General features: G+C 70.8%; 10 protein-coding genes. 4 read left to right on the top strand and 6 right to left on the bottom strand.

Annotation, left to right across the window (positions count from 1 at the left end; all coding sequences use genetic code 11):
* The first annotated feature begins 33 nt into the window (after positions 1 to 33).
* Positions 34 to 1,116, top strand: a complete 1,083-nt coding sequence (locus JHW38_RS19515; RefSeq protein ID WP_428995261.1) for a DUF5694 domain-containing protein — start codon at positions 34 to 36, stop codon at positions 1,114 to 1,116.
* 4 nt (positions 1,117 to 1,120) lie between these two features.
* On the opposite strand, the gene JHW38_RS19510 is transcribed toward JHW38_RS19515, so the two are convergent.
* The 4 genes from JHW38_RS19510 to JHW38_RS19495 form a co-directional block, all read right to left on the bottom strand.
* Positions 1,121 to 1,846: a GNAT family N-acetyltransferase gene (locus JHW38_RS19510; protein ID WP_207522978.1), complete on the bottom strand. Its 726-nt coding sequence runs from the start codon at positions 1,844 to 1,846 to the stop codon at positions 1,121 to 1,123.
* A gap of 107 nt (positions 1,847 to 1,953) precedes the next feature.
* The gene (locus tag JHW38_RS19505) at positions 1,954 to 3,624 is read right to left on the bottom strand and encodes an AMP-binding protein (protein ID WP_207522977.1); all 1,671 of its coding nucleotides are present in this window, start codon (positions 3,622 to 3,624) and stop codon (positions 1,954 to 1,956) included.
* 180 nt (positions 3,625 to 3,804) lie between these two features.
* On the bottom strand, positions 3,805 to 4,353 hold the full coding sequence (locus JHW38_RS19500) for a hypothetical protein (RefSeq protein WP_207522976.1): 549 nt from the start codon (positions 4,351 to 4,353) through the stop codon (positions 3,805 to 3,807).
* Positions 4,354 to 4,438: 85 nt separating this feature from the next.
* Positions 4,439 to 4,852 (bottom strand): hypothetical protein, encoded by a 414-nt coding sequence (locus tag JHW38_RS19495; RefSeq protein ID WP_207522975.1) that lies wholly within the window; start codon positions 4,850 to 4,852, stop codon positions 4,439 to 4,441.
* Between the two features lie 246 nt (positions 4,853 to 5,098).
* Here JHW38_RS19495 and JHW38_RS19490 point away from each other — a divergent pair, with 246 nt between their 5' ends.
* A complete protein-coding gene (locus JHW38_RS19490) occupies positions 5,099 to 6,721 on the top strand; it encodes an ABC-F family ATP-binding cassette domain-containing protein (protein ID WP_207522974.1) in 1,623 nt (540 codons plus the stop codon).
* A 13-nt stretch (positions 6,722 to 6,734) separates the two neighbouring features.
* Here JHW38_RS19490 and JHW38_RS19485 read toward each other — a convergent pair whose 3' ends face one another.
* Positions 6,735 to 7,583, bottom strand: a complete 849-nt coding sequence (locus JHW38_RS19485) for an alpha/beta hydrolase (protein ID WP_207522973.1) — start codon at positions 7,581 to 7,583, stop codon at positions 6,735 to 6,737.
* A gap of 299 nt (positions 7,584 to 7,882) precedes the next feature.
* Between JHW38_RS19485 and JHW38_RS19480 the strand changes: the two genes are divergently transcribed.
* A complete protein-coding gene (locus JHW38_RS19480) occupies positions 7,883 to 9,160 on the top strand; it encodes an acyltransferase family protein (protein WP_207522972.1) in 1,278 nt (425 codons plus the stop codon).
* A gap of 124 nt (positions 9,161 to 9,284) precedes the next feature.
* Positions 9,285 to 10,820, top strand: a complete 1,536-nt coding sequence (locus tag JHW38_RS19475) for a hypothetical protein (RefSeq protein ID WP_207522971.1) — start codon at positions 9,285 to 9,287, stop codon at positions 10,818 to 10,820.
* Positions 10,821 to 10,902: 82 nt separating this feature from the next.
* On the opposite strand, the gene fabV is transcribed toward JHW38_RS19475, so the two are convergent.
* Positions 10,903 to 12,111, bottom strand: coding sequence for an enoyl-ACP reductase FabV (gene fabV / locus JHW38_RS19470; RefSeq protein ID WP_207522970.1), 1,209 nt, complete (start codon positions 12,109 to 12,111; stop codon positions 10,903 to 10,905).
* Positions 12,112 to 12,501: the final 390 nt, after the last annotated feature.

The following is a 12,501-nucleotide window of genomic DNA, read 5'->3' as shown; positions in this document are numbered from 1 at the left end:
CGCATCGATGCCACGCAGGAGCGGACCATGCGCATGGGATGGATAGGGATGGCGGCGGTACTGGCTTTGGTTCCGGCCTGGGCGCCGGCGCGCGCGGCGAGCGTCGATCTGTCGCGCCTGGACCGCGATGCGGCGGGCCCGCGCACGCAAGTGCTGGTGCTCGGCAGCGTGCACCTGAGCCAGGAGATGCCCAAGGAGTTCGATCCGGCCTGGCTGCGGCCGCTGCTGGACCGGCTGGCCGCCTTCCATCCCGACATCGTCGCGGTCGAAGCGATTCCCGGCGAAGGCTGCGACATGATGCAGCGGCATCCCAAGGCGTATGCGCCCGAAGACGTCGCGCACTATTGCCCCGACACCGCCGATGCGCGCGCGGCCTTGGGCCTGGACCGCCCCGAGGCGCTGGCGCAGATCGCCGCCGCGCTGCGCGACTGGCCGGCCGCACCGACGCCGGCGCAACGGCGGCGACTGGCGGCGCTGTTCCTGGCCGCGGGCGAGCCGGCCTCGGCGGTCGCGCAGTGGCTGCAACTGGAACCGGCCGAACGCCATGCCGGCGACGGCCTGGACGCGAAGCTGGTCGCGCGCCTGGGCAAGTACGAAACATCGCGCGACGAAAGCATCCAGATCGGCGCGCGCCTGGCCGCGCGGCTGGGCCTGCAACGGGTCTACGGCATGGACGACCACAGCGGCGACAACCTCGACATCGGCGACGGCCGCGCGTTCCTCGCCGCGATCCAGCAGGCGTGGGACGCGGCCGCGCCGTCGGTGCGCGACGCGCAGGAGCGGATCGCGGCGTTGAGCAAGGGGCAGGATCCGATCGCCTTGTATCGCTTCATGAACGATCCGGCGCGCTTGCAGAAGGCCGCGCTGGCCGACGCCGGCGCCGCCTTGCGCGACCGCTCGCCGGAGCGTTACGGCCAGCAGTACGTCGGCGGCTGGGAAACCCGCAACCTGCGCATGGCCGCGAACATCCGCGCCAGCTATCGCCAGCAGCCCGGCGCGCGGGTGCTGACCGTGGTCGGGGCGATGCACAAGCCGTGGCTGGATTCGTATCTAGGCCAGATGCAGAACACCGACATCGTCGACGTACAAAAGGTTCTGGCCGAACCCGCGCGCTGAGCGTTCAGTCGCGTGGCGGCGCCGGCACGCAGTCCCACCGCGCGTATAACGACCAGCCCGCCGCCGCGGCCAGCGCGATCGACGCGGCGTTGTCGAGCTGGCAGCGATACTGCGGCTCGCAACCGTGACGCAGGGCGTGGCCGGCGAGCGCCCGCACCACTGCGCGGGCGTGACCGCGGCCGCGCTGCGCGCTCAGGGTCAGCACGCCGAGGTCCATCAGCGCCGAATCGTCCCAGCGGTACATGCTGGCCGCGCACACCAGTCGGCCGTCGGCGAAGGCGCCGAACGCGGCGTCGTGGTCCAGCGCCACGGCAGCGCCGTCGAGGTCGTGTTCCGAGGCTTCGGCTTCGAAGCGCGCGAATGCGGCCGCATCGTCCGCGCCGAGCCGGCGCACGTGCGCGGCCGGCGTCTCGCGCGCGAGTTCGTCTTGCCGTTCGGCGGCGAAATAGAACACGCAGTCGGCGCCCCACAGCGGCGCGCCGGCCTGCGCCAAGGCGCGGCGCAGGCCGGCGCTGTCGATCGCCGCGTCTGGCGGCAACGCCAGCGCGGCCGCCAGCTCGGGCGTCAGCGCCGCACACGCGCCGGCGTCGGTTTCCAGCAGCGTCGCGCGGAAGCGCGGATCAAGGCTTTCGTCGACACTGACCGTCAGCGACGGGCCGCGCCGATGCGCACGGCCGCCGGCGAAGGCGGCCCGCCAATAGTCTTCGACGACGGACGAGAAAGCGGACATGCACGCGCACCGCGAGTGGGAAACCGGCCGCCATTGTGCGCCCCGCCCCGCGCGCGCGGACGCCGCGCGCGCGAGCGGCCGAATCCGGCCCAAGGTTCGTGCGCGGCTCAGTTGCCGCGCAGCTCGCGCCGCAGGATCTTGCCGACGTTGCTCTTGGGCAGCTCGGTGCGGAACTCGATCACGTGCGGGCGCTTGTAGCCGGTGAGGTTGGCGCGCGCATAGGTCTGGATCTGCTCGGCGGTCAGCGCCGGATCCGAGCGCACCACCACCAGCTTGACCGCCTCGCCCGACTTCTCGCTCGGCACGCCGACCGCGGCGACTTCGCGGATGCCGGGCATCGCCGCCATCACGTCCTCGACTTCGTTGGGATACACGTTGAAGCCCGAGACCAGGATCATGTCCTTCTTGCGGTCGACCAAAAAGATGAAGCCCTTTTCGTCGATCCGGGCGATGTCGCCGGTGTGCAGCCAGCCGTCGCGGTCGATGGTGCGCGCGGTTTCCTCGGGCTGGCGCCAATAGCCCTTCATCACCTGCGGGCCTTGCAGGCACAGCTCGCCGGGTTCGCCGACCGGCAGTTGTTCGCCCTGCTCGTTCATCACGCAGGCCAGGGTCGAAGGCACCGGCACGCCGATGGCGCCGCTGAACTGCATGCCCTCGACGATCGGGTTGACCACCGCGACCGGCGAGCTCTCGGTCAGGCCGTAGCCTTCGACCAAAGCCTTGCCGGTGACCTGCAGCCAGCGCTCGGCGACCGCGCGCTGCACCGCGGTGCCGCCGCCGAAGCACATGCGCAGCTGCGAGAAATCCACTTTGTCGAAGCCCGGCGTGTTGAGCAGGCCGCTGAACAAGGTGTTGACCCCGGTGATCGCGGTGAACGGCGTATGCGCGAGTTCCTTGACGAAGCCGGGCATGTCGCGCGGATTGGTGATCAGTACGCTGTGGCCGCCGGCCTTGAGGAACACCAGGCAGTTACAGGTCAGCGCGAACACGTGGTACAGCGGCAGCGCGGTGACGATGGTTTCCTGGCCCGGGCGGATCTTGTCGCCGAACCACGCCGACACCTGCTGCAGGTTGGCGACCATGTTGCGATGGGTCAGCATCGCGCCCTTGGAAACGCCGGTGGTGCCACCGGTGTACTGCAGGAACGCCAGATCCTGCGCTTCGACATGGACGTCCTTCCATTCGCGCTTGGCGCCGGCCTTCAGCGCGTCGCGCAGGCGCACCGCGCCTTCGATGCGGTAGTCCGGAACCATGCGCTTGACGTACTTGAGCGCGAAATTCATCAGCGTGCGCTTGGGTTGATCGAGCAGGTCGGCCAGCCCGGTGGTGATCACCCCGGTCAGCTGCGCCGCCACGCCCGAGGCTTCCACGGTCGCGCCGAAGTTGTCGACCACGATCAGCGCCTTGGCGCCGCTGTCGTGGATCTGATGCGCCAGCTCGCGCACGGTGTAGAGCGGATTGACGTTGACCACCACCAGCCCCGCGCGCAGCGCACCGAACAGCGCCACCGGGTATTGCAGGCAGTTCGGCAGCATGATCGCGACCCGGTCGCCCTTCTTCAGCTCCAGGTCGAACGACAGGTACGCGGCGAAGCGGCGGCTCAGCGCGTCGAGTTCGGCGAAGCTCAGGGTCTTGCCGAAATTGCTGTACGCCGGACGCGGGCCGAACTCGGCGACGGTCGTGGCCAGCACATCGTTGATCGTGCCCAGCGCGTCGGGATCGATCTGCGCGGGAATCGAGGGCGGATAGCTGGCGAGCCAGGAAGGGGATGAGTCCATGAGGGTTGCGCGCTCCGGGATGTGGCGGCCACGGCCGGCCGCCACGATAGCGAGCACGATAGCAAGCCGGCGCGCCCCACCGGCAGCCCGCGTGCGGCCCGGCCGCCTTGCGGACCCGGTCGGCCGGCTGCGCACCATTCGCCGCCGACGGCTGCGGTATGGCGGCGGCGCGCGCCGCCGTCAGTCGCCCTGCGGCGGCGAGGCCGGCGCGGCGTCGGGCGACAGCGCCTTGTAGGCCAGGATCGCCGCGGCCGCATTGGCGGACGTGGTGTAGTTGTTGTTGTCGGCGGGGTCTTCGGCCAGCGTTTTCGACCAGCCCAGGCGTCCGTTGTCGGTCCATATCCGGCAGGCCGCGCTCTCGCCCTCTTCCGGATCGATACCGTGCCCGTACAGCCATTCGCCGAGTTCGCGCGGCAACCAGCGCGGCGTGCCCTCGGAAAACACCAGCACGCCGCTCGGCCTGGCCTGCGGGCGCAAGCTGCGGGTCGTGTTCAAGGCCTCAGTCAGCGTGTCGAGATAACCCGGCCCGGCGCCGTTGGCCAGCCACGTCGCCGCGGTGCAGTTGGAATACACGTGCGCCAGCGCGATCACGTCGTCCAGGGCCAGGCCGATCGCCACGCAGCCCGACAGCCCGGCGGTGTTGAGGCCGACCAGATGGCCCGGCGATTTCGAATCCGGATTGGTGCCCTTCACCGCGATCCACTGGTCCAGGCCCACTCGTATCAGCATCGTTGCGCTCCTCGCGGCCGACGCGAAGGGGCCGACCGATGCCTATCGGACGCAGCGGTGCGCGCGTTGTGAACGCGCGATGCGCTCAGAAACAGGCGTCGAGAAACTCCGCGGCCCGGTCCGACAGGCCGACGATCTTGTCGGTGGCCTGGCGATAGAACTTGAAGTTGAGCTCGGTCTCGGGCTTGCCGTCGTCCCAGTCGGCGTGCGGCTTGAGTTCGGCGCGGCCGAGCGAGCGCCGCGCCAGTTCGATGCGGCCGATGCGCACGTCGACCCGCGGCGTCTGCCGCTCCAGCTCCGGCCGCAACGGCACCGCGGCGGCGGCGGTCACCGTGCCGCGCGCGAACAGGCCGCGGCCGCCGGAGTTCTCGCTGGCGAACAAATACACCGTGTCGCCGGCCGCGATGCGCTTGCCGCCGTACATGGTCTTCTGCGCCGCGAACGCGAACTCGCGCGCGCCGGTGTCGTCGACTTCGGTCTTGATCGCGTAGGCCGCCATCTGGATCGCGCTCGGGCTGGGCGCGCCAGGGTAACCGCATGTTGCGCAGCGGCATGAATCCGCGCGCGGGCGACCGCTCAGTTTCGCTGCGCTATCATGCGCCGCACGCAACGGAGACCGACCCCGGACATGTGATCGAGCGCATCCCCTCCAGCCCCCGCGGGCCCCGCGACGACGCGTCGCGGCGCACGGCCCCGGGCCTGCCCGCCGCGCGCAACGCGCGGCCCCGAGTGGAGAGCGCCGGTCATGGCCGAAGCTTACGTTCGCGTTTCGCATCTGCATTTTTCCTGGCCGGACGGGAGTCCGGTGTTCGCCGACCTGTCGCTGCGGCTGGGCCCGCTGCGCACCGGCGTGGTCGCGCCCAACGGCGCCGGCAAGAGCACCCTGCTGCGGCTGCTGGCCGGGCATCTGCAACCTTCGGCCGGCCGGATCGAGGTCGGCGGCCGGCTGGCGTATCTGCCGCAACAGGCCGCGCTGCCGGGCGAGGCCACGGTGGCCGACGCGCTCGGCGTCGCCGCGCGTTTGCGCGCGCTGGCGGCGATCGAGAACGGCTCGACCGATCCCGCGCTGTTCGACGCGGTCGGCGAGGATTGGGACCTGGCCGAACGCAGCCGCGCGGCGCTCGCGCGTTGCGGCCTGGACGACGTGCCGCTGCAGGCGCGGCTCGAACGTTTCAGCGGCGGCGAACAGGCCGCGCTGAACCTCGCCGCGCGCCTGCTGCAACAGCCCGATGTGCTGCTGCTCGACGAACCGTCCAACCATCTCGACCGCGCCGCGCGCCAGCGCCTGTACGCGCTGATCGACGAGTGGCGCGGTTGCCTGCTGGTCGCCAGCCACGACCGCGCCCTGCTCGAACGCATGGACCAGATCGGCGAACTCGCGCCGGCCGCGCTGCGCGTATACGGCGGCGGCTATGGGTTCTATCGCGACGCCGCCGCACGCGAACGCGAGGCCGCCGAAGATCAGCTGCGGCAGTTGCGCCAGCACGACCGGCGCGAGCGGCTTGAGCGCCAGCAGGCGCGCGAACGCAACGAGCGCCGCACCGGCAACGCCCGCCGCAACGCGCCGGACGCCGGCCTGCCGCGCATCGTCGCCGGCAATCTGCGCCGCGCCGCGCAGGTGTCGGCGGCGAAATCCGAAGCCGTCCACGCGGCGCGCGCGGACGCGGCGCGCACGCGCATGAGCGAAGCCGCGCAGGCGCTGCGCGAAGCGCCCGCGCTGGACCTGGACCTGCCGGCCACGCGCGTGCCCGCGGGCCGCACGGTGCTGCGCGCGCAAGGGCTGCGCTACGCCTGCGACGGACGCGAGCTGTTCGCCGCGCCGGGACTGGACCTGGACATCCGCGGCCCCGAGCGCATCGCCCTGGGCGGCGCCAACGGCGCCGGCAAGTCGACGCTGCTGCGGCTGCTCAGCGGCGAGCTGAGCCCGCAAGCGGGCGAGCTGCGGCGCGGCGAAGGCCGCATCGCGGTGCTGTCGCAGGGGCTGGACGCGCTCGACCCCGCGCTCAGCGTCGCCGACCATCTGCACCGCGCCGCGCCCGACCTGCCCGCGAACGAGCGCGCCAACCTGCTCGCGCGCTGGCTGTTCCGCGGCGAACGCATGCAGTTGCCGGTGGCCGCGCTGTCCGGCGGCGAGCGCCTGCGCGCGACCCTGGCCTGCCTCCTGCATGCGCAGCCCGCGCCGCAGTTGCTGTTGCTAGACGAACCCAGCAACCACCTCGACCTCGACGCGACCGCCGAGCTGGAACGCGCGCTGCGCGGCTACCAGGGCGCGCTGGTCGTGGTCAGCCACGATCCGGCCTTCGTCGAGGCGCTGGCGCCGACGCGGCGGCTGGAACTCGCGGACGGGCGTTTGCGCGAGGCCGGATAGACGCCGCCGCGGCTTACTTGCGCGGCGGCGCGGCGTGCTTGCGCAGCATCGGCGCGGCGCGCTTGCGCGGCGACGGCGCGAACGCGGCGCGGATCGCCTCGACCTCCACGCCGCGATAGATCGTGCCGTGGGTCAGGTCCGGCCGCGGCTGGTACGACCACAGCAGCCCATCCGGCGCCTGCGCGCGCAACAGGTCGGCCAGCCGCTGGGTCTGCGGCGCGATGTTGTCTTCGTCGGCCGAATACAGGCGCAGGCGGCGTCCCGGCAGCGCGCGCGCGTGGCCGCGCAGCAGCTGCGGCGCCTGGGTCAGCAACGCGTCGCGGTTCCACCACAGGCTCGGGCTGATCGCGATGTAGACGTCGAACAACTGCGGTTCGCGCAGGAAGGTCTCGGCGACGAACAGCCCGGCCAGCGATTCACCGACGATGCCGTCGTGGCCGTCGCTGCGCAGGCGCTGGCGCACCTGCGGCATCAGCTCGTCGCGGATGAAGGCGCGGAACTGGGCCGAACCGCCCAGACGCGGCGCCAGCGCGAGTTCTTCGGCGACTTCGGTCGAGCCGGTCATGTCGCGCTTGCGCTCGGTGTTCTCGATGCCGACCACGAACATCGGCGCGATCGCGCCGTCGGCGATGGCGCGGTCGACCGTCTGCGCCACGTGCGGGAAGTCTTCCTGCAGGCCGCCGTCGGGCATGTACAGCACCGGATGGCGGTCGCGGCCCGCGGCGGCGTAGCCCGGCGGCGCGTAGACGTTGATGCGGCGGGTCTCGCCGAGTACTTTGGATTGAATCGTGAACGATTCGTAGCGTTCGCCCGCGGCCGGCTCGGCCGCGCCGGCCGGCGCGACCAGCAACCCCAGCAGCATCGCCGCCGCCGTGCGCCGAAAACCAGTGCGCCGAAAACCAAAAGGAAGCACTCGCAAATTCCGCTCCATCGCGCGACCGCAACCGCCGCGCCCGGCGGCGATGCTAGCAGGCCCGCGCGGACCGCCGCCGCAGCCCGCCGACCGTTCGCACGGCCGCAGCGTGCGCGGCGGAACAGCGGAAAGCCAACCCAGCACACGTTTGCCCGCGCGCCCGCCCCGGGAAGCGTGATCCCGACGGCAGAAGCCCCGCGGCCGGATCGATAGCCTGCTGCCATCCCCACACTCCACGCGGACGCCGTATGGTCGACATCCACTCGGTCTGGCCATATTTCGCGATGATGCTGGCCTGTTTCGCGCTGGCCAGCCTGCCGTGGTTCCGCAGCGCCGACCCGGCCGGGCACGGCAGCGGCCGCCGCACCGACACCCTCGACGGCCTGCGCGGCTTCCTCGCCCTGAGCGTGTTCGCCGTGCACGCGATCGTGCACTACGACTTCCTGCGCACCGGCGTGTGGAAGCCGTCGTCGGCGCAGTTCTACAACGTCGCCGGCGTGGTGTCGGTGGCCTTGTTCTTCATGCTCACCGGCTTCTTGTTCTGGAACAAGCTGCTCAAGTCCGGCGGCCGCCCGGGCTGGAAGGAGCTCTACATCGGCCGCGTGTTCCGGCTCGGGCCGATGTACGTGGCCGCGGTGGCGACGATGATCGTCATCGTCGCCTACCGCACCGGCTTCGAATGGCGGCAGCCGCCGTTGCAGGTCATCGCGCAGGCGCTGGCGTGGCTGGCGCTGGGCATCGTCCCGCCGCCGCCGGCGATCAACGGCTACGCCGACACCGGCACCATCCTCGCCGGCGTCACCTGGACCCTGTTCTTCGAGTGGGTGTTCTACTTCTCGCTGCCGCTGTGGGCGTTCTTCGTGCGCCGCGGCCGCCATCTGGCGTTCTCCGCGAGCGCGGTCGCGGCCTGTCTGCTGGTGATCCTCGCGGCGACCTGGAACGGCGGCTTCGTGCCCGGGGTCAAGCCGCGTCCGGTGCTGCTGCTGGCGGTGCTGGCCGAACTGATCGGCATGATCGCGACCGGCATGCTGGTCGCCTCGCTGCTGCACGAACGCATCGGCGAGCGCTGGCAGTTGCAGCGCAAGCGATTCGGCGCGCTGGCGCTGCTCGCGATCGCGCTGGTGTTCGCGGCGATGCTGAGCACGCGCAACATCGGCATGCTGCAATTGCTGGCGCTGTGCCCGCTGACCGGGCTGTTCCTGTTCGTGCTGTGCTCGGGCAACAACCTGTTCGGCGCGCTGTCGTGGCCGGCCTCGCGCCGGCTCAGCAACATGAGCTACAGCATCTATCTGGCCCAGGGCCTGGCGATGGTGGCGGTGTTCGCCGTTCCCGGGGTCAAGGACTACGCGCTCAGCGGCACGCTGCCGTTCTGGATCGTCAACATCGCCTGCGCGCTGGCCTTGTGCGCGGCGTCGCGGCTGACCTATCGCTACATCGAGGAGCCCGGCATCCGCTGGGGCAAGCGCGTGTCCGATCGGGTGCGCAGCAAGCCGCAACAGCCTGCGGCGGTCGCCGCCGCGCAGTAAGGCCGGGCGCGCTTTGCGCTACCGGCCGTCCCGGCGTGCGGCTGGCCGGTCGCGTCGCCGTATCGCGTGTTGACCTGAGCGACCACACTCCCTCGGGGCCTGCGCCATGCGTTCCGATCAAGCCTTGAAACTGCTCTTGGCCGACTGCAACGGCTTCCGCTTTTCCGACAAGAACACGGCCGCGGCCGTCGACAAGCAACTCACGCCGGAGCACCGCACGCAGTGCAGCGCCGGCAAGGCGCTGGCCAAGGACAACAACTACCCCAAGGACGGTTCGCCCGCGGACGCGCTGGAGCGGCTGCGCGAACGCGCGGTCGCAGCGGTGCTCGCCGCTCCGGAGAAGGATCGCGACAAGCTGGCCCGCGAGATCCTGGATTCGGCGAGCTTCCCGACCCCGAACAAGAAGCTCAGCAAGGAACAGATCGAGGAGAAGCTGTGCCGCGCCTACCGGCCCGATGAGCGCAACGACGGCGATGCGGGCCGCCTCGCCGACAGCCCCGTGTTCGCCGCGCACCCCATGTTCAAGCCGCGCGGCACCGAGCCGGCGGCGGTCAGCGCCGAGGAATTCGCTGGCTACACCGGCGAGCAAAAGCTCGACGCGATTTCCCGCCACAACCTGCAGGGCATGCGCGAGGAGATCCGCCTGCTGAAGGCCGAGTTCCAGGGCAACGACGGGCTGCGCCCGCATCTGGCCGCCGTCGACAAGGCCCGCGACGCGGTCGCCGAGCGCTACGCCGGCGCCGTCGTCGCCCACGCCTCCAACCGGCATATCGAAGGCCAGTTGCTGTGCACCCGCGACCGCCAGGAGATCCAGGCCGCATGCGCGACGCTGAGCGGTTCGCGCGAGAAGATGGACAAGGCCAGCAACACCGCAGCGATGAACACCAATCACCTGGACTCGCACGATTTCGTGTTCTTCAACGTGTATCCGAAGATGGGCCAGGAGCTGACCACCTCGATGCTCAACTCCACCCGCTACCTCAAGGCCGATCCCGGGGTGGAACGCTCGGCCACCGCGGCGCAGGCGCAATCGTTCGTGCTGGGGCTGGACGACCTGGCCAAGCCCGGCCGGGTCTGCGCGATCGCGCTGCGCGATCCGGCCTATCCCTGCGGCGGCACCGACGACGAGCAGGCGCGCGCGCGGCTCGCCGGCGGCAGCGCGCATTTCGGCCGCGACGGCGTCTCCACCCTGGGTTCGCAGGACAAGTGCACCTTCACCCGCCGGTTCGGCGCGGTGGAGGACCGCTACCACACCAGCGAGCGGGTGTTCTCCGGCAAGCACATGCACGAAGCGCTGACCGCCAACGTCGAGCTCGGCATGCTGCGCGCGTTCAAGGGCCTGCATCAGGACCAGGCCGGCAAGCCGGCGCCGGCGAGCCCGGACGACTCGCCGCTGTACCGGTTCCAGAAGACCGTGCACACCGCCACCACGCCCGCCGCGAACGAAACGCCCGAGCAGGCCGGGCAGCGCGACAAGGCGATGCTGGCGCTGATCAAGCTGTACCAGTATCCGCAGCTGATGGTGTCCGGGCCGGTGGCGCTGCAGGGCGTGCCGGTGCACCAACCCAAGGACGCAGTCGCGTGGAAGGACAGCCAGGCGGAGCAGCCTGCGCAGCAGCAGCAACCGGAAGCAGCGCGGGTCGCGCACGCGCGGCACTGACGACGGTTCGCGCCGGCGCGGTCCACGGCCTGCGCCGCGCGGACGCGAAAACGAAAGGGCCGGCTTGCGCCGGCCCTTCGTCTTACATCTCGATGCAGTCGAACTTCACGTCCGGATCGACCTCGGCGTCGTAGTCGACGTCGGCGCGGTCGAAGCCGAACAGCTTGAGGAACTCGTGCTTGTAGCCGGCGTAGTCGCTGAGCGCGAACAGGTTCTCGGTCGTCACCTGCGGCCACAGCTTGCTGCACTCGGCCTGCACGTCCTCGCGCAGCTCCCAGTCGTCCAGGCGCAGGCGGCCCTGCTCGTCGGTCTGCGCCGGGGCGCCGTCCTCGCGGTACATGCGCTCGCGGTACAGGCGGTCGAGCTGTTCGATCGGGCCTTCGTGCAGGTCTTTTTCCTTCATCACCTTGAACACCAGCGAGATGTACAGCGGCAGCACCGGGATCGCCGAGCTGGCCTGGGTCACCACCGACTTGAGCACCGCGACGTTCGCCGTGCCGCCGCCGTGCGCGCGCAGGCGCGCGTCCAGGCGCAGCGCGGTCGCGTCGAGGTCGGCCTTGGCCCGGCCCAGCGCGCCGTGCCAGTAGATCGGCCAGGTGATCTCGGTGCCGATGTAGCTGAAAGCGACCGTGCGCGCGCCCGGCGCCAGCGCATCGGCGCGCTCGAGCGCGTCGATCCACAGCTCCCAGTCCTGGCCGCCCATCACCGTGACCGTGTCCTCGATCTCCTGCCCGCTGGCCGGCTCGATCGTGGCCTGCACGATCTGGTCCTTGTTGGTGTCGATCGCCGAGGAGGTGTAGGGCGCGCCGATCGGCTTGAGCGCGGAACGCTTGACTTCGCCGGTCGACGGCAGCTTGCGCACCGGCGAAGCCAGCGAATAGATCACCAGGTCGACTTGCCCGCCCATTTCATTCTTGATGAGCTCGATCGCCTGGGCGCGCACTTCGTCGGAGAACGCGTCGCCATTGATCGAACGCGCGTACAGTCCTTCGGCCTTGGCGAACCGGTCGAACGCGGCGGAGTTGTACCAGCCGGCGGTGCCGGGCTTCTTGTCGCTGCCGGGCTTTTCGAAGAACACGCCCAGGGTGTCGGCGCCGAAGCCGAACGCCGCGGAAATGCGCGCGGCCAGGCCGTAGCCGCTGGACGCGCCGATCACCAGCACCTTCTTCGGGCCGTCCTTGCGCACGCCGAGCTTGCGCGTGGCCGCGATCTGGTCGCGCACGTTGAGCTCGCAGCCCACGGGATGGGTGGTGATGCAGATGAAACCGCGGACCTTGGGATGGATGATCAATGTCGAATCTCGTCGGCTGGGGCGAGCATTTTAGGCGCTCCGGCGCCGTTGCCGGAATCCCGGGGCGGCCATACGCCCGGGTACAGGCATAAAAGCGGTCCGCGCGGGCGCTGGCCCCGTTCATCCGCAGGTTTGGACGCGGCCGATCCGCCGCGGGCGCCGGGCCGCGGTGCCTCGCACCTGCGCGCGACGGCGGCCGATCGGCGCGCTGCGCGCGGCCGCGCGCTGCGGCCCGCGCGGCGCATTGCGCGGCGCGCGAACCCGCCGCCGCGTGATCGAGGGTTAGCGACCGCATTTGTTTGCCGGCAATCACAAACGGCCACACGGGTTCGGACGTACTTAGTACCGCCGCACGCCGCTCGCCAACGCGTGCGTTCCCGTTCGCAAGGC

It is taken from the genome of Lysobacter enzymogenes (assembly GCF_017355525.1).
GTDB lineage: Bacteria > Pseudomonadota > Gammaproteobacteria > Xanthomonadales > Xanthomonadaceae > Lysobacter > Lysobacter enzymogenes_C.
Note: the sequence above shows the minus strand (reverse complement) of the source record. Positions and strands in the feature narration are given on the sequence as shown.